17 protein-coding genes are annotated in these 21,355 nt (G+C 37.3%); 2 read left to right on the forward strand and 15 right to left on the reverse strand.

From position 1 onward, the window contains the following. Positions 1 to 19: 19 nt before the first annotated feature. From NSA47_RS10915 to NSA47_RS10960, 10 genes are all read right to left on the reverse strand, one after another. Positions 20 to 712, reverse strand: coding sequence for a GntR family transcriptional regulator (locus tag NSA47_RS10915; RefSeq protein ID WP_257531920.1), 693 nt, complete (start codon positions 710 to 712; stop codon positions 20 to 22). Beyond that, positions 705 to 1,583: a 4-(cytidine 5'-diphospho)-2-C-methyl-D-erythritol kinase gene (gene ispE / locus NSA47_RS10920; protein WP_257531922.1), complete on the reverse strand. Its 879-nt coding sequence runs from the start codon at positions 1,581 to 1,583 to the stop codon at positions 705 to 707. The genes NSA47_RS10915 and ispE overlap by 8 nt, the downstream gene beginning before the upstream one ends. 144 nt (positions 1,584 to 1,727) lie before the next feature. Continuing rightward, complete coding sequence (locus NSA47_RS10925; RefSeq protein WP_257531924.1) at positions 1,728 to 3,305, reverse strand: DUF3794 and LysM peptidoglycan-binding domain-containing protein; 1,578 nt, start codon at positions 3,303 to 3,305, stop codon at positions 1,728 to 1,730. A 234-nt stretch (positions 3,306 to 3,539) separates the two neighbouring features. After that, positions 3,540 to 4,490: a carbamate kinase gene (gene arcC, locus NSA47_RS10930; protein ID WP_257531926.1), complete on the reverse strand. Its 951-nt coding sequence runs from the start codon at positions 4,488 to 4,490 to the stop codon at positions 3,540 to 3,542. A gap of 305 nt (positions 4,491 to 4,795) precedes the next feature. Beyond that, positions 4,796 to 5,065, reverse strand: coding sequence for a Veg family protein (locus NSA47_RS10935; protein ID WP_257531928.1), 270 nt, complete (start codon positions 5,063 to 5,065; stop codon positions 4,796 to 4,798). A gap of 168 nt (positions 5,066 to 5,233) precedes the next feature. Beyond that, positions 5,234 to 6,622 carry an N-acetylmuramoyl-L-alanine amidase gene (locus NSA47_RS10940; RefSeq protein ID WP_257531929.1) on the reverse strand — a complete coding sequence of 463 codons (1,389 nt, stop codon included), beginning with the start codon at positions 6,620 to 6,622 and terminating at the stop codon, positions 5,234 to 5,236. 123 nt (positions 6,623 to 6,745) lie between these two features. Further along, the gene (locus tag NSA47_RS10945; protein ID WP_257531931.1) at positions 6,746 to 7,321 is read right to left on the reverse strand and encodes a YhcN/YlaJ family sporulation lipoprotein; all 576 of its coding nucleotides are present in this window, start codon (positions 7,319 to 7,321) and stop codon (positions 6,746 to 6,748) included. A gap of 101 nt (positions 7,322 to 7,422) precedes the next feature. Continuing rightward, a complete protein-coding gene (locus tag NSA47_RS10950; protein WP_257531935.1) occupies positions 7,423 to 8,820 on the reverse strand; it encodes a hypothetical protein in 1,398 nt (465 codons plus the stop codon). Positions 8,821 to 9,640: 820 nt separating this feature from the next. Beyond that, positions 9,641 to 12,241, reverse strand: a complete 2,601-nt coding sequence (locus NSA47_RS10955; RefSeq protein WP_257531937.1) for an ABC transporter permease — start codon at positions 12,239 to 12,241, stop codon at positions 9,641 to 9,643. Then, entirely contained in the window at positions 12,228 to 12,920 is a 693-nt protein-coding gene (locus tag NSA47_RS10960) for an ABC transporter ATP-binding protein (RefSeq protein WP_257531939.1), read from the reverse strand. The genes NSA47_RS10955 and NSA47_RS10960 overlap by 14 nt, the downstream gene beginning before the upstream one ends. A gap of 242 nt (positions 12,921 to 13,162) precedes the next feature. Here NSA47_RS10960 and NSA47_RS10965 point away from each other — a divergent pair, with 242 nt between their 5' ends. Continuing rightward, positions 13,163 to 13,360 carry a DUF378 domain-containing protein gene (locus tag NSA47_RS10965; RefSeq protein ID WP_257531941.1) on the forward strand — a complete coding sequence of 66 codons (198 nt, stop codon included), beginning with the start codon at positions 13,163 to 13,165 and terminating at the stop codon, positions 13,358 to 13,360. 71 nt (positions 13,361 to 13,431) lie between these two features. Here the strand turns inward: NSA47_RS10965 and NSA47_RS10970 are convergent, their stop codons facing one another. From NSA47_RS10970 to NSA47_RS10985, 4 genes are all read right to left on the reverse strand, one after another. Then, positions 13,432 to 14,676, reverse strand: a complete 1,245-nt coding sequence (locus NSA47_RS10970) for a HAMP domain-containing sensor histidine kinase (RefSeq protein ID WP_257531943.1) — start codon at positions 14,674 to 14,676, stop codon at positions 13,432 to 13,434. Position 14,677: 1 nt separating this feature from the next. Further along, complete coding sequence (locus NSA47_RS10975) at positions 14,678 to 15,370, reverse strand: response regulator transcription factor (RefSeq protein WP_257531945.1); 693 nt, start codon at positions 15,368 to 15,370, stop codon at positions 14,678 to 14,680. A 339-nt stretch (positions 15,371 to 15,709) separates the two neighbouring features. Beyond that, positions 15,710 to 17,068 carry a sodium-dependent transporter gene (locus NSA47_RS10980; RefSeq protein ID WP_257531947.1) on the reverse strand — a complete coding sequence of 453 codons (1,359 nt, stop codon included), beginning with the start codon at positions 17,066 to 17,068 and terminating at the stop codon, positions 15,710 to 15,712. A 112-nt stretch (positions 17,069 to 17,180) separates the two neighbouring features. Next, complete coding sequence (locus NSA47_RS10985; RefSeq protein WP_257531949.1) at positions 17,181 to 18,566, reverse strand: tryptophanase; 1,386 nt, start codon at positions 18,564 to 18,566, stop codon at positions 17,181 to 17,183. Positions 18,567 to 18,931: 365 nt separating this feature from the next. On the opposite strand from NSA47_RS10985, the gene NSA47_RS10990 reads away from it, so the two are divergent. Continuing rightward, on the forward strand, positions 18,932 to 19,621 hold the full coding sequence (locus tag NSA47_RS10990; protein WP_257531950.1) for a helix-turn-helix transcriptional regulator: 690 nt from the start codon (positions 18,932 to 18,934) through the stop codon (positions 19,619 to 19,621). Positions 19,622 to 19,738: 117 nt separating this feature from the next. Here the strand turns inward: NSA47_RS10990 and NSA47_RS10995 are convergent, their stop codons facing one another. Further along, entirely contained in the window at positions 19,739 to 21,226 is a 1,488-nt protein-coding gene (locus NSA47_RS10995) for an amidase family protein (RefSeq protein ID WP_257531953.1), read from the reverse strand. Between the last annotated feature and the right edge of the window lie 129 nt (positions 21,227 to 21,355).

The following is a 21,355-nucleotide window of genomic DNA, read 5'->3' on the forward strand; positions in this document are numbered from 1 at the left end:
TCCTTCCCAACCTTGGCCCTTATTCCTCTACATTCTCATCTATTTCTTTTGTCATATAATATTCTGCATTGCTGATATGACCCTGGGCTAACTTTCTTGCTTGCTCGCCATTTCTGGTGGAAATAGCCTGCACAATTTTTTTGTGTTCCTTTACAAGATCCATAGCATGATCAAACTGAGAGATATACATAACACGAAAACGCTGGACTTGTTCCCTTAAACCACTAATCAGTTGCAATAATCTTTCATTTCTAGCAGCCCCATAGATTACATCATGAAAGGCTACGTCTTGGTCAATCAGTCCTTGAACATCCTTTTTCTCTGCGTATTCTGTAAACTTTTCCAATACTTGGGAAAGTCTTGTGATTTCTTCATCTGTAGCTCTTTTGGCAGCCAAGTCTGCAGCTAAGCCCTCTAATACGGCTCTGATTTCTAATACCTCTATAACATCCTTCATGGATAATCCAGCGACATAGGCACCCTTTCTAGGCACCATAACCACTAGGCCTTCTAGTTCTAATTGTCTGATGGCTTCTCTTACAGGTGTTCTGCTTACTCCCATTTGTTCTGCTAATTGTACTTCCATTAAACGTTTTCCTGGTTCCAAATCACCTTTGACAATGGCTTCTCTCATGGATTGAAATACAATTTCCCTCAAGGGCTTATAATTGTCTAGTTTTGTTTCCATTAGGGATTCTTTTTGATTATTCATCTTCTGCTTCAACCTCCTCATCATAAGTTTTGGCTATAAAGACCTCATTATATTCTTTTTTTAGTGTGCGGCAAATAGATTGGGCCTCTTTTTCATCTCTGCAAAATCCAAAAACAGTGGGTCCACTACCGCTCATTAACACACCCTTTGCTCCCAGCTCCTCTAGCCTTTTTTTAATGGCTTTAATTTCCGGATAGGCCGGTATGGTTACATCTTCTAATATATTATAAAAATAAGGGATTGCCTTATCTATATTTTGCTCTTTTATCCCTTGGATGGCTCTAGCTGTGTCGGGGTGCTGGGTATGCCTATTTATTTTGAGATTTTTATATACCCAGGCAGTAGAAATTGAAATAGGAGGCTTTACCAACACTAACCAATTGGAAGGCAGTGGGGGTAAAGATTGTAGTTTTTCTCCAATGCCTTGGGCAAGGGCTGTCCCTCCCAATAAACAAAAGGGAATATCTGCACCAACTCTTTTTCCCAATTCCATTAATTTGGTCAAGGGTAAATCCAATTGCCACAATTCATTTAATGCCTGCAGGGTGCCCGCACCATTGCTGCTCCCTCCTGCTAGTCCTGCCGCTACGGGAATGTTTTTATGTATGAATATATCTATACCCTTGTCTATCTTGTATTCATCTTTAAGTAGTTTTGCCGCTCTATATACTATATTGCTTTCATCTATGGGAACTTCACAATGTTGACAATAGATAGTTATCCCCTTTTTCTTTGAAATAAATTCCATCTCATCAAATAAGTCTATGCTTTGCATAATCATTTCCACTTCATGGTAGTTGTCTTTTCTTTTACCCAATACGTCCAAAGTCAAATTAATCTTGGCTCTGGTCTTCATCTTCTTATGATTCATTTTCGCACCAACCTATTTATTATGTGTATACAATCCCTACTTATTATACCAAAGTATTCATGTAAAATAAATAACTTATTGAGGAGGATAAGGTAAACGAGAAAGGGACCGTCACAGGGGACGCTCCCTACATCCTATTTTCCTTTATTTTAACATATATTGACTCTTTTTTGAAATGATAATCGGAGCATAGTTTGGGATTTGATCTTGATCCTTAATATCGTTTTGTTTCAATACATCCTCTATGGTCACACCATATCTTTTTGCAATTTCCCAAAGGCTATCGCTAGGCTGTTTGAAATACACATTGATTTTTGCATCTTTAGATTCTTCTTCCTCTTCTAAAGGCAATTCCTCAATTTCACTAATGGCATATACGGTTACCGGCTTAAATAATTGACTTTGAATATCTAAGACCATTTTTACTTCTATTTCATTTGGGCCTACTACTTGATAACTCATATGACGAATATTGGTGAATACATCTCCAAAGACGTCTGCTACTTCTTCCACATGGAATTCATGTTGGAAGGGAATCTCAGCCTGTGCACTTTCATAGTTCTCTCCCTCTGCCACTACTTTATATAAAACCTCTGTATCGACAACCCCTTCAATAATCCACTTATCTTCTACTCTCTGGGCATCAGATACCTTTACCTTGCCCCCTACCGAAAGAATGTTTTCAATTTCTTCTTTTTCTATAGGGGTTTCTATCTTTCCTTTTACTGTAGCTTGGGCCATAAGATTATCTATCATTTCGTGGGCAAAGATTTTCTCTGTTTGCAAAGCCGTTTTGATGCTTGGGCTATAGGCATCCACTATGCTTTCTATTTCGTGAGTCTCATATAAAGTCCCTGTCATTCCTACGAGAACCTCTACATCCATTAAACTAAATTTTCCCTCATCATCTGCATTCATATGGGTTAAAATATCTTCCACATTAAAGCTTAGCTGATATTGCATATCAGGATGTATACCAGGGCTTTCTACAAAATGGGCAAGGGGCATTTCATGTTGGACGTATTCAATGGTTTGATTTCCATCTTCCTCACCTATGTAGAGGATCTCTACTTCTATGGACCCATTGACCATTATGCGATCATCCCCAAGTTTTATTTCTTTCTCTAGGACTTTTGCCTGGGCTTTGATAATTTCTACAATAGCGGGCATATTTTCTCCCAGATCAATTTGGTCTTTCACCATGGATTGGTCATTGACTTTGTCTGCAACGGTAGTCACTTTTACCCAATTGCGCAACATTTGCATATCCTCTAACCCCTTTATATTGATAAGCAATGGATATTGTTCTTTTTTTACAAGTTTTCCTTGAATTCCTATGACTCCACGGATATCCAGCTTTCTTGTATTGAGCAATTGATGATCAATATATTCGATATTGGTTTGAATGATGGATTGAATATCGCCTTCATTTTCTACTTCAATCCAATGGCTAAAGGGTACATCTACACTGATCTGTTGAAGTTTTGCCCCTTCTTCTTGGGTTTGATACATGATATGACAGTCTACTACACCCTCCACATAAAATTTGTTGCCTTCCACCACTTTGTTATTTACATGGATATTCCCTCTTACTGATAAAATCTTTTCCATATCTGGCTTATAATCAGGAACAACCACGCTCTCTTCTATCATGGTTTGAGTTGTAAATCTTTTTACTTCTTGATCCACCTCAAGATATTCCTTCACTAATTCTAAAGGCATTTCATTTCCTCCTTCCCATATGGATAGCTCTTTATTATATAGATATAGTCTAATGGCCCTAAATATGTTTGCTACTTTAATATTCTTATTAAGCCTGTAGAGAAAAAATGACAAGAAATTTAGATTATGGGAAAATGAGAGGAGATTTGAGATAAAGGACATATAAAAAAACGCAGGTAAAAAAGGAAGAGCTGCAGCCCTTCCTTTTTTTGTCTTCTATCTTTTTATTTTCTTTTAGCCTTCTACAATCGTTGTTCCTGTTTGTCCTTCTAATGCTTCTACAGCTTTATCTAGAAGGGTGATAATGGCTTTTCTACCTGGTTTTGATTTGGCAAAGGCCATAGCTGCCTCTACCTTTGGTAGCATAGAACCAGGTGCAAAATGTCCTTCTTCTATATATGTCTGAGCTTCTTGTAAGTTGATTTTGTCTAAAGATTTTTGATTTGGTTTGTTGAAGTTAATGGCCACTTGCTCTACTCCTGTTAAAATAACTAGAGTATCTGCATCCATAATCTCAGCTAGTTTTTCTGCAGCGAAGTCTTTATCAATAACCGCTGGAATTCCTTCTAAGCTGCCATCTTCTTTTTGAACCACTGGAATACCGCCACCACCAACTGCAATCGTTAATATTCCACCATCTACTAGTGTTTTAATGGCTTGTTTTTCCACTACATCCACTGGTTTTGGGGAGGCCACTACTCTTCTATACCCTCTACCCGCATCTTCTACCATAACATATCCTTTTTCCTCTTCTATCTGTTTTGCTTCTTCTTCAGAATAGAAAGCACCAATAGGCTTAGTAGGATTTTGGAAAGCGGGATCTTCTTTATCCACTAATACTTGTGTAACAATAGATGCCACTGGCTTGTCCACTGCTTGTTTTCTAAGTTCTTCTTGAATGGCTTGTTGCAGATGGTAACCAATGTATCCTTGGCTCATGGCTCCACACTCTGGGAAAGGAATGACTGGTGTTACTTCGGCAGCATACTCACTGGCTAGTACGATCCTTCCTACTTGAGGTCCATTTCCATGGGCAAGAATAACATCATATCCTGCTTTGATTAGGGAAACAATACTTACCGCTGTATTTTTTGCAGCAATTAACTGTTCCTCCGATGTTGGTGGTCTATCGGGATCTTGAAGAGCATTCCCACCTAATGCAACTACAACTCTTTTATTTGTCATTAAAATTCTCCTTTTCTATGTTTTTATATAGGAAGGTCCTCTTACCTGTAAAAAACCAACTTTCCTATATCCTGAGGATAACCATTTCCTCTCTCTTGTGCTTTTAGTTTATTTAATTTATTTCAAACCTATACATAGATAAAATTCTAGGAAAAAGCTATAAACCCTTTATGTATGTATTACAAATGAATGGCACTTATAATATTTATCGTTGTAATAACAATACAATCTATTGGACTATCTTCTATTTAGGAATAAGTCTTTAAAGAGAACAAAAAATAGCTGCTTTCTCTAAGCAGCTATTTTTATCCACATTGAATGACTTTGTTATCTTTACAAAGAGTTAATTCTACATTGTTTGTTAAAATATCAGAATAGCAGAAAGATATTTTTCTTGGTGACATCCTCTCTTCATCAATAGCAATGACGAAGATACTAGGATAAGTTTGTTCTATAATACCTTCACGCACATAAGTCCTTTTACGACTTTTATTGGCCTTTAATCTTACTCTTTGTCCAACATAACCGTCTAAGTCTTGTTTGATTTTATGAAGTGAATTTTTTCTTTCCTCCACTTTATCACCATCCTTATCTCTTACCATGTATGATTATACCATGGATTGTTTATTTTGTCAAAATTTTATATTATATCAATTGGTACAAAGTATTGTCAATAAAAAAAAACCATGTTTAGGGTAATTTTTCCCCTATTACTTTCCATATTCTTAATATATCCTCTATTTTTAGGCTTTATCTATTGTCCAATAGCTTAGAAGGGCATGATAAATGCAAGTGGCTATTTTAGCCCCATAGTCCTCTTGGCTAGAAAAATACCCTATATCTAAGATTAAAGTACTATTTTTACTTTCTCTGGTTAAAAACAAATCTCCTTCTATGATTTCCTGTACGTCCAGACCATTGTCCTTGAATTCACTGATAATGTTTTGTCCCAATCGGTAGGCTTCTTCATCTCCTGGGTAAATATAGATTTGATTCACCGTTGACTTTATGGCAGGATTATCATTGCCGTGAATGCTGAGCATAAAATGGGGATGTAGTTTATTGTTGATGGCTAAGCGTTGTCCCAAGGAAACATATTTATCCTCTGTGCGGGTGAGAACTACTGTACTGCCCGCTTCCTTTAGGATTTTTTCTAGGTGAAGGGCAATTTTTAGATTCCTATCCTTTTCTTGAACATTCTGTTTGAAAATCCCCTTATCTTTTCCACCATGTCCTGGATCAATTAGGATTATCTTGCCCTGTAATGGCATATTTATACTCCATTGTGGAATTCTCTCAATCTGTATGCCGGTAAAATAATATTTGAGAATTTCTTCTGCCTTCATCCCATCTAGGGCCAGTTTTTGCGCTCCATACTGGCACAATCCCAGTCCATGTCCTTTTCCTTGAACATAAAATCTAAATTTTGTAGGTTGCCAACCAAATCTTGAGGAAGGTAAGCCTAATTTTTGTTGAATTTCTGTTCCTTTCATCCATTTATCCCCTATTTTAATATTGACAATTCTCCCCTCTTGGTCTCTTTCCACCTGATCAATGATATTGGATACGGTGGCTCCCTGTAAGGGAGTGGATTTGGGAAATCTTACATTTAAAAGTTTCTCCATTTCTTCTATGGAGATATCCACGGTAGTTTGCCAATGGGGTGATGTATGTTTGCAATGATCGCACAATACCTTACGAGTATAGCGGATAGTATTGCCTAGAAAGTTTTCGGCATTTTGGGTAGCTCCACCACAGGTATGATGGTAATAAGGATGAATAAAACTGCCTCCAAAAGTGATCACCCTATGGGCAGTATCTTTTATGGCAGTTTCCAAGGGCTCTTTTATGTCCTTTGGTATATCCTTTGTCTCTATACATCCCATACAATGGTTGGGATCATTACATATATCCGCCTGGGGATGCAATGCACAACCTCTTCCATCAAATCGCCTCATTTTTTTAAAAAGATAGGTACGTATCATGATGGCGTGGGCTTTCAAAACTTCTATATGAAAATGTTCTTTTATGTCAAAGGCAAGTATATTTAAGATTTGTTCCTCTAAATTAGTGGAACAAATCTTCTTTTTCTCTCGGTAATATACATCTATTTTTATTTTTTCTTGTCCCATAGTCTTCTCTCCTTTGTCCCTTAGGCATAGAAACTTTGTAGTATATTATATGCGCAGACAAAGGTACATGTGAAAAGAGTAAGAAAGCACCCCTGGTGTAGGAGCACTTTCTTACTCTTTTATTTATTGCACACTTGGAGCTGGTCTTCTAAACATTTCTGTTAGTTGATCTATAAACCCAGAAATAGGTCTTCCATTTTCAACATCTCTCGCTACATCTTTCAATCTGGTTACCGTATCGGAGTCCGCAGATACATAAACCCTATTAATGGTAGCTTCTTTATCTTTGATGATATCGCCAACTCTTTCCTTTAATTGGTCGGTTGCATTGTCTTGGATATTGGCATTTATGTCTATCCCTACATAAGCTGTATTCCCATTCACTACTACTGTAGCATCCCTTACTCCATCCACATCTTTAGCCACATCGGCTACTCGCCTTGCTCTGGCTGTATCATCCCCTGAAACATTGTTTTCTGTAGTATTGTTTCTTGGGGTGTTGTTGGGCACAGTAGTGTTATCTCTTGGTGTTACATTGTCTTGATTATTGGGAATCATATTGTCGGGGTTAGCATTTCTTTGATTATTAGGTGCATTTTGTACATTGTTGTCAGGGTTTACTCTCCTGGCAGGTGCACAACCTACAATCAAACTACCAACCAATAGGAAAATAATACTTAAAAGAACTACTCTCTTCATATCTTTTTCCTCCTTTATCTAGTCACTAGATTATATCTAACCCAGCTAGTATTAGTGTGCTAAAGGGAGGAAGAAGTTATCCTATAAGTTTTTTCCATTTTTTAAAATCTACCCACTGGAGGCATAGTAGGTCGGTGAGGCACAGTTACTGCTCCTGTTCTAGCATCAATATATAATAGCCAATAGCCTAAGGCTCCTTGTTCCCTTTTATTTCCTTTTAAAGGATGCCAATATAAAAATCCTGTACTACCTTGAAAGGGTTGTTCTTGGATATAAAATCTTCCTAATATGCCATAGACATAGTATTGAAGTTTTTTCTCCCCACGATAGTCAGCATAGGTAACGCCGAATATCCAAGGATTGGGCTCTTTGATATATTTTTCTCCAACATTTCGGTATTGCATATAGGGATACATCAATGGAACAAAAGATCCATTATAAAATAAGTAATATACCTCTAGCTCTCTTTCATGACCAATAACTCTCCACCAACGATGGTCTTCTAATTCTGGTTCGAAGGGCTGAAAGGGTTTGATAATTTTATCTAATTTATCTAAATTTTCATTGGTAAAATGATAGGGTGAAGCAATATTGATTTTTTTGTCATCATCGTGGTACAGAGTACTCTGGGGTGAATTCTGTTCAAAGTCTACCCAATACTCATCCTCTAGTTTTGCTTGAGAGGATGCTTTTTCCTCTCCCTTTACTGGCTCTTCTTTGATGGAAGTATCTTTTTCCTCCTCTTTTTTTTCTTCCCATTCTATAGTTTCTTGAGGCTTTTCTTTTTTGTCTTCTACTTCCTTTGCCTCTTCTAAAATTTCTTCATGATCTTCCTTTACTTGTTCTATGTCTTGTTCTGGTTCTATATTTTCTTCTTGTTTAGGTTCCCCTATTTCTTTGTTTTTTATTTCCTCAGTTAAATCCCATTCTGCTTTTAATCCTTCATTAAGCTCTGCCTTTATCCAATCACTTTGTTCTTCCTCCGGTATTTTTTCTTTTTCTGGTATTCTTATATCTTCTATTTCTTCTTTAACTTCTCTTACTTCTTTTTCTTCTGCTTTTATGGATTCTACTATTTGTCTCTCTTGTTTTTTACTATTGATAAATTTTTTAAATTCAAATTTTTCTTTTTGTAACCAGCCCACTAGAGGTACAGTTGCTCTTTGGGTGCTTTCTGCGTCCTTCACCAAAATTACTCCAAAATCTTGAAGAGATAACCCTGTCCCCATTATATTGGGTGCAGCAGCTTTATATTGCCCCTGTGCCTTTCCTGTATCCTCTACCCTTAAATAACCTAGACTTGCAGGTATTCCCTGAATTGTTAGAAGTTGAATTTCATACTCCATTGGTTTTACATTGTCTACAAATACCTTGAAGTTAACCTGTTGTTGTCTTCTTTCTATTTCAATATGTCCTTTAAGTGGCTGACTAGGTGTCATGGCATAGTTTTTGTCTTCTGATGTGAGAAATATAAATTTTCTTTCATAGGATGAAGCCATTTTTTTCCCTCCCTCTAATACAACAGCATGAATTTAATCTATTGGGCTTATTAAAATCAGCGAGTACAATAGATTAGTTTAGTCTTTTTTATTGAAGACACAATGTTTCCCTGTATTACAATATATTCCTTTCATAGGTTTTTATGTTTATTTGAAGTCTTTAGAGATAAGAAATCCAAATAAAGGAGGGTTAGGCTTAAATGATTGCATTATTGGAGATAAATGCGTCGTAGACTGCCCTTCTTTTCATGATAGGAACAGCCGGATTAGTTAAATTCTGACTTGCTACGTTTGGGGTAAGAGTTTGTAAAATTTGCTTTCAGCAGCGTCAAAAACTCGCTTTGCTCAAACACTTGACTTAAAACGCTTCCAGCTACATTAACAAACTCTAAACCCCTACACTACGTCAAGTCTCCATTTAACTAATCCAGCTGAACTGTAAATAGTGCGTTATAAAAAGGCTTGTCATCCTGAGCGTTAGCGAAGGATCTTAGACCCAAAAGACAAACATAAGATGCTTCGTTTCCCTCAGCATGACAGCCACTTTTTACGACGCACTATTTATGTGTCAGCTGGGGGAGTTAAATGGAGATTTTGCTTTGTGAAGAGACTTAGAGTTTGTTAATGAAGCTAGATAGGCGCTTTAAGTCAAGTGTCTGAGCGTAGCGAGTTTTTGACGGTACCTATATAGCGAATTTACAAACTCTTGGGCTCAAACATGGGCAAATCGGAATTTAACTCCCCCAGCTGTTCCTATTCATAATAAGCGGTATATTCTAGGACGTATTTTTCTTAAATCACGTAATAAAAGAGGATTTCCTTAGAAATCCTCTTTCATACTTTCTACAATAATTTTATTGTTGATTCTCTTTAAGGGATATATGCCAGATAGCAAAGCAATAATGGCTGCCCCTACACAGGCGATAACGACATTTTCCCAGGGTAGTTTATACTGAAATTCGCTAATACCGATGACCAGTCTAAATAGGATGTAGGATAGTCCTACTCCTAGGGTGCCTCCAATGAGTGTAGCGTACAATCCATAAAATAGACTTTCAAAGGCCACCATCCGTTTTATGCCCCCTTGGGTCATACCCACCGCCTTAATCATGGCAATTTCTTTGGTTCTGAGGATGATGTTGGTACTGATGGTGTTGATGATGTTGATGGCACTAATGAGCGCAATAAGGGTGACAAAGCCATAGAGGAAGATGCTCATAATAATCGTCATAGTTCTAGCTTCTTTGGCATGTTCTAGATAATCTGTAAAATTAAATCCTGGCATGGTGTTCCCTAGCTCATTTAAATAGGTGGTGACGTTTTCCCTATTGCCTTTCCCGCTTAATTCTATATTCATGTTCACATATTGATCCTGTTGCTCGCCTAGAGAAGCATCTTTAACAATCTGTTCAAATACTTCCTCTGTAGTAATGATCGCTAGACTTGCATTATAATTATACTCCCTATCCAAAATGCCCTTTTCCAATACCCCTACTACGGTAAGATCTTGATAGTCTACCTCTTCCCCCTCGGCGTTATAGGAGGCAAAGGGGATTTTATCTCCTACCTTTACATGGTATCCTTCCAACAAGACTTGAGCATTGGAATTTTCCTTATAGCTATAGGTATTGTTAATAACCAATACGCCCTTTTCCTTATTTAAAAGATCCTTATCTATACTTCCTTTGTTTAATACCCCCTTTAGTACCTCAAGGTTATCATCCCCAATGGTATATATGTCTACATTAGGTACTTTTGTACGGTCACCTTTTTTCTCGGTAAAATTATGGGGATTTATCTCCTTTATCTTTTTATTGATTTGATTATCTTCCAGTAATGCACTACCGGATAGAGTAATCATCTTATATACTCTTTTTACTTCCTCCATATTCTTTAACTTGCTATAGATTTCATCTTCATTTCCCTTCATATAGCCAGCTACTGAAAAATCTCCGGTTTCCTCTCCTCCTACAGCCCCAATCTTAAACATGAAATCTGAAAAGGTAGAGAAGGTGATAAATAAGGCTATGCTAATGACCATGGAAAATACCGTAATGATAAATCTCTTTCTATTTCTTCTAAGATTTTTATGGGCAATTTCCCCTTCTACTCCTAAAATCTTTCGAATGAAAGGGAAACTTCGAACATTTTTGAGGTTCTCCTTTTTTAAATCTCCTGTATTTCTCACCGCTTCTAGAGGGGAAACCTTCCCTGCCTTTCTGGCCGGACCTATAGCAGATAAAAACACAGTGATTAAGCCCACAAAGGTACTGATCAAAAATACAGTTGCTGAAATAGTAATTTCCATATCGTTAATCAAGCGAATATCAGATTTTAAAAGGCCAATGATATAAAATACAATTTTCATAGCCAGCACCCCTGAAAATAGCCCTATGGGAATGCCAATAGCACTTAATATACCCGCTTCCTTTAGTACAATACCCCTGATTTGTTTCGGAGTAGCCCCAACAGAGCGAAGGAGTCCAAATTGAGATACTCTTTCTAAGACAGAAATGTTAAAAGCATTGTAGATCACTGCTACTGTAGATATCACGATTAAAGATACCACAAAGATTAATATGCCGATTATGGACTTATTAAAGGTGTCCACTACACTTTCTGCATAGAGTCTAAGTACCCGATTATTATAATCAATATTTTCAGGGTTTGTCCCTACATCTTTCCCAATGGATTCTATCTTTTCCTGCACATTTTTGATATCAGGCACTTGGACATAGGCGTTGTATCCTCCCTCTCGGGGAGTATTTTGATCTATCCCTGTAATGCCTTTGGTCACAAGCTCTTTCGGCCATACATAATTTGGCTTGATGAACCCTACCACTGTATATTCTTTTTCTCCTGTTTTTTCAAAGGTTTCTTCCGGCTCTCCCTCTTGACTTTCACGAATAGAGCTTCTTTTTCCCAAGGTTAGGTTAATTTTATCTCCTATTTTTACTTCTTTGTCAAAATAATCGGCTATCCAGTATTCTATGGCGATTTCATCGGAATGTATGGGAAACCTACCTTCCTTTAGATTAAAGGGAAGCATTTTCAGCGCTTCATTGTCATAACCTTGGAGGTCAATATATCTATAGGGCATATTTACCCCATAGTCCTCCCTTTCTCCTTGAGTAGTTTCTTTGACCACTCCAGCCCCTATGGCCTTACTTATCCCTACTTTTTCCACTCCTACATGGCTTTTGACTTTATCTAAGGATTCTTTTTGGAGATGTTCAATCTTGGCATGATAAGAGCCATTATCCCTTATGGCCTCTTTAATCAAGGCCCCCCTAGCAGATACAATAATGGTCCCCAGGGCAGAGATCATGGCCACCGATAAAATGATCCCTAAAATGGTCAGAAGGGTTCTATTCCTTTGCCCCTTTAGGTATCTATAGGTGATTTGTTTATAGTTTTTCACTATTGATCACCTCATCTTTTACTAATAGGCCATCCTCTATGGTAATCACCCGATCAGCCTGGGAAGCAATATTTAAATCATGGGTAATGAGGACCAAGGTTTGATTGTATTTTTTTACCGAAATTTTAAGTAAGTCTATGATTTCCTTACTATTTTTACTATCTAAATTCCCTGTAGGTTCATCGGCCAATAGGATAGATGGGTTGTAAGCCAGAGCCCTTCCTATGGACACCCTTTGTTGTTGTCCTCCGGACAATTGATTGGGAAGGTGTTTTCTTCTTTCTTCTAAGCCTAAAATACTTACCAATTCCTCAAACTTTTCTTTTTCTATCTTTTTTCCATCCAATAGCATAGGCAATTGCATATTCTCTTCTGCGGTAAGTACAGGCACTAGATTATAAAATTGAAAGATAAAGCCTACCTTTCGTCTTCTAAATAAAGCTAACTCTCTTTCCGAGAGGCCATAGATATCTATACCATCTATAAAGACCTTCCCGCTGGTAGGTTTATCTACTCCCCCTAATAAATGTAACAAAGTAGATTTTCCCGAACCGCTGGCCCCTACTATGGCTACAAACTCTCCTTCATTTATTGTGAGATTTATATTTTTTAGTGCCTCTACTTTTGTATTGCTCTTGCCATAACTTTTGGCTAAACCCTCTATTCTTACAACTTCCATTTCAAAACCTCCCGTTTCTATTGTATATTCATTGTACAGCATGAATCTTACAATAGGATGAACAAAATTCTTACAATTTAGTAAGATAAAATCAATACATAGAGACGGTTCTTTCGTGTCGTCTTATTTCGTCAAGCAAAGTAAAAGATTATTTTAGATAAAAAAGGGGATAATAAGTTCCGAGTAGTGGATAATTATTACATTACTGATATCGACTATAAACCAACAAAAGGAGTGAAATCATGGATACTGCAGCATTAATTCTGGTAATTATAGGGGCCCTAAATTGGGGATTGGTAGCACTTTTCCAATTTGACTTAGTAGCTAATTTGTTTGGGGGCACGGATGCCTTTCTAAGTAGAATCGTCTACGGCTTAGTGGCATTAGCAGGATTATATTGTATTAAGTTTTTAGTAGGCAAGGAAAGAGTAAGAGACTAAATAAAAAATAGGGCCTTGGCCCTATTTTTAAAAGTGGAGCTGATACTCCCTTATGTCGGCTTAACATGTTTCTAGTGTCTCTTTCCTCCCTTCAAAAAGGTCATTGTCATTTCCGTTCCTAGGGCTTTTTGGCTTTTTACCGATAGGGTACCTTCCTGGGATTCTACAATAATTTTTGCTAGGTTAAGACCTATTCCAATGCTTTCGGGTTTTACTTCACTGTCCACCCGGTAAAATTTTTTAAAGATATGGGGGAAATGCTTGGGATCTATTCCTTCTCCATTGTCCTTTACTGTAATACTAGTAAATAAAGGGGTGTCCTCCAGGAGGATTTGTATTTTCTCTCCCCCATGCTCTATAGAGTTTTTCAAAATATTAATAAGGGCTTCTCCTGTCCAGTTTTTATCCCCATAAAAGTAAGACTGCCTATTTCCTACTATCTCCAAGCTTTGATGCTTGATTTGGGTAGATAGGGCGTTTATGGCGATGTCTACGACTTCTTTTAATAACACCTTTTCCCTTTTAAACTCAATAGCACCTGCCTCTATTCTAGCTATTTTTAACAGATTAATGATCAACCATTCCATTCTATATAGTTGACTCTGGGACTTTTCCAAAAATGTAATCTGGGTAGCATAGTCTATATTTTTATCTTCCAATAAAATATCATTCAGCATAATTAATGAAGAAAGGGGAGTTTTTAATTGGTGAGAAATATCTGACAAGCTATCTTTTAAAAAGACTTTTTCTTTTTGCAAAACATCTAAACTATGTTCCAGTCTATTGGTCATCTGGTTGAATTGGTGATAGAGGATATTAAAATCTCCTTCTCCCCCCTCATGCAGATAAACCGTAAAATCCCCCTCCACGACTTTCTCAGCCGCATTGGATATGTCTGTAACTTTTCCATATAGTTTTTTATACTCTCCTATAATAATCAGAGCTAGGGGAATAAAAAATAAAAGAATGAGAAATGCAATGCTCCATTGAAAACCAGGTATGATATTCGTCAGCAAGGGTTGGTCGTCCTTTGAGGTTTGCAGACGATAACCATATTCTTTTAAAACAGCTTGTCCTTTTTCTTTATTTTCTTGGGGAATTTCCTTGGTGATGTAGGGGATGATTTCCTCCTCTAAATCGGGATGGGCGTAAAGGATATTTCCCACTAAGGTCATGTCCCTTTCTATTATTCTTTGATTGATGTTATTCATAACCATTTGTATAACAAAAAAGCCCGTTAGGGCAAAGATAAGTTGAAGTATAATGAGTTTTAAAATAATGGATTTAAATTCTTGGTTTCTAAATATGCTATTCACTTTATTCCCCCCTTACATCCTCATCCCATTTGTAGCCTATGCCCCTTTGGGTTTTTATATATACAGGCTGGGAGGGATCCTCTTCAATCTTTTCTCGCAATCTTCTTATATATACAGAAAGGGAATTATCGTCCACAAAGTTCCCCTCTATATCCCATAATAATTCTAGGATTCTGCTTCTGGATAATACTTGATGAGCATTTTGCATTAAAATAGTGAGAAGTTTGTATTCTACCGGGGTAAGTAGAACAGGTTGATTCTGAGCAAAAACCTTTGTCTCCAATAGGTTTATTTTGATATCTTTGGAAAGCAATTTCTCGCTCTTTGAGAATTTATCTGTTCTTCTTAGCACAGCTTTTATCCTAGAAACCAATTCTTTTATTCTGAAGGGTTTGGTAATATAGTCATCTCCCCCCATATCTAAGCCCATGACAATATTGACTTCCTCATCCTGAGCCGTCAGGAATATGACAGGAGTTGTTTTATCCCTTCGAATATATTGACATAGGTCAAAACCATTGCCATCGGGCAGTCCCACATCTAAAATAATGAGATTATATCTCCCATTATCCACCAGCCTTTTCCCTTGACTAAAGTTTTGGGCTTTATCTACGGAATATCCCTCATTTTTCAGGGAATATTCTATGCCCATGGCCAAGGTACTATCATCTTCTACCAAAAGTATTTTTTTCATCTTATCCCACCTATTTTTATCCTGAAATTGGCCTCTATGATGAAGACCCCTTTATCGGCTTTATCTCCTTCTATTATATCAACAATATATTTTATCACCAACATTCTATTCTTTTCCTTTGTGGAAACAGTTTATCCCTCCAGGGTTCAATTGTTTACACTAACAAATTAGGACGCCCCCATTCTTCCTTTAGATAGGCCCTGACTCCTTCCATTTCAAATGCAAAACTCTATTTTCCCAAATTAAAACTGCCCCCTTAGTTAGCGTAAAAATCTAACTAAAGGAGCAGTTCATAACTGCAAAGGAATCATTTCTTATTTTTATAAATCCATCGGTATTTTAGCCAATTCCTCCATAGAAAATTCCAAGGATATATACAATAATGGTAAGTCCACAGAATACATATTTAGACATAGGTTCAAACCATGGACCAATCTTTTTTTCTCTTCCCAGTTGAGCTTGCTCTCTAGCAAATTTAGATCCACATATCCAGAAGAAGAAAATTCCTGCCAATAATGCCCCCAAAGGAATGATATAAATGGACACAACATCCATCCAAAGTCCAAGAGTATCCGCACCTTCAATCATGATCCCTACTCCTGTTGCAACAACTGCTACAATTGCTACAGAAACCCCTCTAGAAAATCTAAATCTTTGTTGCAATGCCTCTATGGGTGTCTCAAATAGATTCATCAATGAACTCACCCCTGCAAACAATACAGCTATAAAGAATAAAACAGAAAATAATTGACCCATGGGCATCATCTTAAACACATCTGGCATAGTGATAAACATGAGAGGTGGTCCTGCTGCCGGATCCATATTAAAAGCAAATACAGAAGGTATGATGACCACAGCTGCTAGCATGGCTGCACAGGTATCAAAAAAGGCAACATATTTTGCAGAACTTACAATATCCTCATTCTTCTTCAAGTAACTGCCATATACAACTGTACCTGAACCAGCTAATGATAAGGAGAAGAATGCTTGCCCTAAAGCATATATCCATGTTTTAGGGTCCCCCAAAAATTCCCACTTAGGAAGCAATAAATATTTATATCCTTCTAATGCCCCTTCTAAGGTGACTACTCGAATGGCAAGAATCAGGAATAATGCGAAAAAAGCAGGCATCATAAACTTATTCACCTTTTCTATCCCCTTAGCTACCCCCATTAGCATAATTCCAAAGGTTAATGCTAAACCAGCTAAATGCCATCCAATACTTCCAAAATTGCCTGCAATCGCTCCAAAATAAGCTCCACTATCTGAAGCTGTTGTAACCGCTCCAGCAATAGCGCCTACAGTAAATCGGAGAATCCAACCAACAACAACTGCATAACCAATAGCAATGGCTAATGACCCTATTACTGGAATAAGACCTAATAAATCCCCATTCTTTTTGCCCCTTCTTTCAAAGGCTTTTTTGAATGCACCTAAAGGACCTGTTTCCATTGCTCGACCAAAGGACATTTCCCCTATAACTCCAGTAAAGCCAATAACAAGAACAAAAATGAAATAAGGAATTAGAAATGCCGCTCCACCAAATTGCCCTACTCGGTAAGGAAACATCCATATATTTCCCATTCCCACTGCTGAACCAATACAGGCTAAAATAAAGCCTGTTTTAGAATTAAAGGTGTCACGACCAGCTAATTCCTTCCCTTCTTTAATAAGGTTTACACTATTGTCTTGAGACATCATTTCACCCCTTTTACCTTATTTAGATTTTTTTAAGGCTATTTATGATAATGATAAAATTTTCTACAGAATCGCTGGAGATCAATTCTGTAGAAAATGAAGGTCCCTTTAATTACTCTTCTATTGGAGCAAGACTAGCTTGAAAATGCCTAAGAATAGGAGGTTCCCATGTAATCTTATATCCTTTTACTTCACTTGCTCTTTCTTTAATGGCAATAAGTGCATCTGCCATAATATCTATATGGGCCTGTGTATAAACACGACGGGGAATAGCCAAACGGGTAAACTCAAAACCTGCCCGTAATTGTTCTCCCGTATCAGGGTCATTTCCCAACATATAGGACCCAATATCACATGTACGAATACCAGCTTCTTTATAAAGTTCAATAGCTAGAGCTTGCCCTGGAAATTCATAATAAGGAATGTGGGGCAACATATCTTTTGCATCTACAAATATACCATGTCCTCCCGCTGGCGATTGATAAGCAATCCCTGCCTCATCAAGACGTCCTGCAAGATATTCTACTTGACCTATACGATATCGAAGATAGTTTTCATCCAATCCTTCTGTCAAACCAATTGCAAGGGCCTCAAGGTCACGTCCAGACAATCCTCCATATGTAGTAAACCCTTCAAAGGATATGGTACGATTTTTAACTTGTTGAAACAATTCTGCATCGTCTTTAATCGCAAGTAAACCACCCATATTTACAATAGTATCTTTTTTAGCACTCATTGTAAACATATCCCCATAGCTAAACATCTCTTTAATAATTTCCTGTATTGATTTATTTTCATAGCCTTTTTCTCTTTGCTTAACAAAATAAGCATTTTCTGCATAGCGAGCAGCATCAATACAGAAATGAATACCATATTTCTTACAGATTTCTGCTGTTTCCCTTATATTTTGAACGGATACCGGCTGACCTCCAGCGGAGTTATTTGTAATGGTCATAATTACTACACCAATTTTATCTGCACCTAATTCTTTAATTAAAGACTCTAATTTTTCAATATCCATATTTCCCTTAAAAGGTGCTCTCTTTGCTGGGTCTAAGGCTTCAGCCACCACACAATCAATAGCCCGCCCACCGACTAATTCTACATGGGCTCTCGTGGTATCAAAATGCATATTAGAAATAGAATATTGTCCTTCCTTTAACACTGCTCCAAAAAGAACCTTTTCTGCTGCACGGCCTTGGTGCACAGGTTGAATATGTTTGTAATCAAAAATTTCCTGGGCAGTTTTTATTAATTTTAAATAGCTTGATCCTCCTGCATAGGCTTCGTCCCCTCTCATCACACCTGACCATTGCTCTTGACTCATTGCATTTGTTCCACTATCTGTCAATAAGTCAATGTAAACGTCTTCGCTTTTGAGATTAAAAAGATTGTAATTTGCCTCTGCAATTTTTTGTTCTCTTTCTTCTGGCGAAAGCATTTTGATGGTTTCAACCATCTTAATTCTAAATGGTTCTGGTACGTATTTGATTCCCATAGTAAAGCCCCCCTATTTTAATATTCTCTCTTGCATTATGTAAATTTTCATCTAATAAGATGAACTTACATCTTCCAATACAACATTATCACCATTATAAATTATTGTCAACATTCAGATGAAAATCTATAGGTAACTCTAGGATTTTTATGCTATTTTAATCATTTAGTTGTTTTAATGGCCTTTTTTATCCATGTATATGCTATTCTTTCCCTTTTTATTTCATATAATTTATTATCACGATAATAAATTATATGAAATCCCCTTATATTTATTGCCTTTTTCCCTCTTCCATGGTAATCTTAGGTATAAATTATACTTTATATAATAAAACTTCTTTATAAAATATAAATGTAGGTGATAAAATGAATAAAGCCATGTTAAAGCAATATAGTATTCTGGTGGAATTTTTGGGAAAAGCCTTGGGGCCTAGTTATGAGATAACACTTCATGATATAGGCGATTATACTAATTCTGTGGTGGCAATCGCTAATGGTCATATCAGTGGCCGTACCATAGGTGCTCCATTAACCAATTTTTGTCTAAGTGTCATTGCTGACAAGAGTTATAAACATAGCAATTATAAACTTAACTATAATGGTGTATCAAAGGATGGGAAGATTTTAAGATCCTCTACTATATTTATCAAGGATGAAAATGAAGAATTGGTAGGAATGCTCTGTGTTAATTTTGACGATTCAAAATATGTGGATATTAGCAAACAACTCCTAAGTTTATGCCATCCTGATGAATTAATTGAACAAAAAACAACCTATGAGTCTGTCAATTCCATCTTAGATGATGGAGGAGAAAGTTTTTCTGAATCTGTGGCCGAAGTAACGGAAACCGTGTTAAATAGAGTATTAGCCAACAATAACATTCCCATAGAACGTCTCACCCACGAGGAACGCTTGTCAGTAGTAGATATTTTAAATCAAAAAGGAGTCTTTATGCTTAAAGGTGCTGTAAGTGAGGTGGCCAAGCAACTTCATTGTTCAGAGCCTAGTATTTATCGCTATCTTAGCAAGCTCACGAAAGATAAAGAAAATTCCTAAAAGAGAGTGCAAATAAATCTGTAGGATTATTTCTCCTAAACCTTGGCCCTTGTTGGCCCAACGCAAAAAGGAACGGCTATAGCCGTTCCTTTTTTACTGCTATCTTCTACTTAAATTCTATAAATCCGGTGTACTCATTGGAGCTTTACGATAGTGAGTAGCTTGTTCAAATCCATAGGCAATTTCTACTAATGTAGGTTCATCAAATTGTCTACCTAGAATTTCTATTCCCACAGGCACACCCATGGGTGCTGTTTTCTTTGGCTTGGTAAAGCCAGCGGGCAAAGAGAAAGCTGGGAAGCCAGTTACCGCACCTAAAACACCATTTCTATCCGCTTGGGGTTCTCCTGTGGGCACTACCAAACGTTTTTGGTGAGGGTAGGCTATGGCATCTAAATCAAGTTTTGCCATTAGATCCATTACCTTAGTTTGTAAAGTTGTTCTTTTTACCAGTCTTTGATTGTATTCAGGTGTACCTACATCCAAAGTTTGGGCATATTTAATATTTTCCTCAATACCCTCATGATATTTACCAGAGGCAATGACCTCCTCTAGAGAATGTACTTGGGATAGTTCTCCTAAATTCTTTAGGTACACTCCTAGGTGGGTTTTTAAATCATGAAGATGAACACTAACATTTTTGATAAGGTCATCTGCATCTATATTTTCTTCAATATCTACCAAAGTAGCCCCTTGTTTCTCCATCTCTTTTAGACTGTTTAGAACAAGTTCATTGACTTCTTGATGGTGCTGCTCTTTTCCAAAGAAGCTCTTTAATACTCCAATTCTTTTTCCCTTTAAGCCATCGACTTTTAAGTACTCTGTATAGGATTTAGGTATACGTCCCATGGACCAAGCCGTGGCTGAATCAGCCTGGTCATAGCCAGCAATAACGTCCAATACTTTTGCCGCATCCTCTACTGTTCTGGCAATAGGTCCTGCTGTATCCTGGGTAAAGGAATAAGGAACAATGCCATCTCCACTGACTAATCCCACAGTAGGTCTAAAACCTACTAGATTACAGGCTGAAGCCGGTGAGCGAATAGAGTTAATGGTATCTGTCCCAATACCTACCAACCCAAAGTTGGCTGCAATGGCTGCTCCTGTACCACCACTAGATCCTCCAGGAGTCCTGGTGAGATCATAGGGGTTTAAGCTTTGACCTAAAATAGAGCTTACGGTTTCACCCCATACAGCAAATTCATGAAGATTCACCTTTGCTAAAATAAGAGCTCCTGCTTCTTTAAATTTACGGGTGATAAAAGCATCATCTTCTGGAGTAACTCCCTCTAAACTTAAAGAGCCTGCAGTAGTGGGCATATCTCCTGTATCTACATTATCCTTTAATAACACAGGGATACCATGAAGTGGTCCGGTAAAGCCGGATTCTTTAAACTTCTTGTCCATCTCATCTGCAATTTCTAAGGCCTTAGGATTTACTAGAATAACAGAGTTAATAGCAGGTCCCTTTTGATCATAGGCGTCTATTCTCTCTATATACATTTCTACTAATTGTCTGCAAGTTAATTTGCCATCTTCCATGGCCTTATGTACACTGGCTATGGTAGCTTCTTGTAAGGTAAAACCGTCAATCTTGTTGTTCATTACTACACCTTCCTTTCATTATGGTTCTATGTTTTTCCCCCTACTGTAGATTTTATCCATATTGTCTAAGGATATTCTATCAGTATTGTCTATAAAACTGGGTGCTTATGTCTATTATATCAAGAATAA

Source organism: Irregularibacter muris, from assembly GCF_024622505.1.
Classification (GTDB): Bacteria; Bacillota; Clostridia; order Eubacteriales; family Garciellaceae; genus Irregularibacter; species Irregularibacter muris.

Excerpts from the sequence above, each read along its gene's own strand:
- NSA47_RS10985 (WP_257531949.1), bottom strand. The coding sequence starts at position 18,566 with ATGGGAATCAAATACGTACCAGAACCATTTAGAATTAAGATGGTTGAA.
- NSA47_RS10965 (WP_257531941.1), top strand. The coding sequence starts at position 13,163 with ATGGATACTGCAGCATTAATTCTGGTAATTATAGGGGCCCTAAATTGG.
- NSA47_RS10940 (WP_257531929.1), bottom strand. The coding sequence starts at position 6,622 with ATGGGACAAGAAAAAATAAAAATAGATGTATATTACCGAGAGAAAAAG.
- ispE (WP_257531922.1), bottom strand. The coding sequence starts at position 1,583 with ATGAATCATAAGAAGATGAAGACCAGAGCCAAGATTAATTTGACTTTG.
- arcC (WP_257531926.1), bottom strand. The coding sequence starts at position 4,490 with ATGACAAATAAAAGAGTTGTAGTTGCATTAGGTGGGAATGCTCTTCAA.
- NSA47_RS10995 (WP_257531953.1), bottom strand. The coding sequence starts at position 21,226 with ATGAACAACAAGATTGACGGTTTTACCTTACAAGAAGCTACCATAGCC.
- NSA47_RS10945 (WP_257531931.1), bottom strand. The coding sequence starts at position 7,321 with ATGAAGAGAGTAGTTCTTTTAAGTATTATTTTCCTATTGGTTGGTAGT.
- NSA47_RS10980 (WP_257531947.1), bottom strand. The coding sequence starts at position 17,068 with ATGTCTCAAGACAATAGTGTAAACCTTATTAAAGAAGGGAAGGAATTA.
- NSA47_RS10915 (WP_257531920.1), bottom strand. The coding sequence starts at position 712 with ATGAATAATCAAAAAGAATCCCTAATGGAAACAAAACTAGACAATTAT.
- NSA47_RS10950 (WP_257531935.1), bottom strand. The coding sequence starts at position 8,820 with ATGGCTTCATCCTATGAAAGAAAATTTATATTTCTCACATCAGAAGAC.
- NSA47_RS10975 (WP_257531945.1), bottom strand. The coding sequence starts at position 15,370 with ATGAAAAAAATACTTTTGGTAGAAGATGATAGTACCTTGGCCATGGGC.
- NSA47_RS10925 (WP_257531924.1), bottom strand. The coding sequence starts at position 3,305 with ATGCCTTTAGAATTAGTGAAGGAATATCTTGAGGTGGATCAAGAAGTA.
- NSA47_RS10960 (WP_257531939.1), bottom strand. The coding sequence starts at position 12,920 with ATGGAAGTTGTAAGAATAGAGGGTTTAGCCAAAAGTTATGGCAAGAGC.
- NSA47_RS10990 (WP_257531950.1), top strand. The coding sequence starts at position 18,932 with ATGAATAAAGCCATGTTAAAGCAATATAGTATTCTGGTGGAATTTTTG.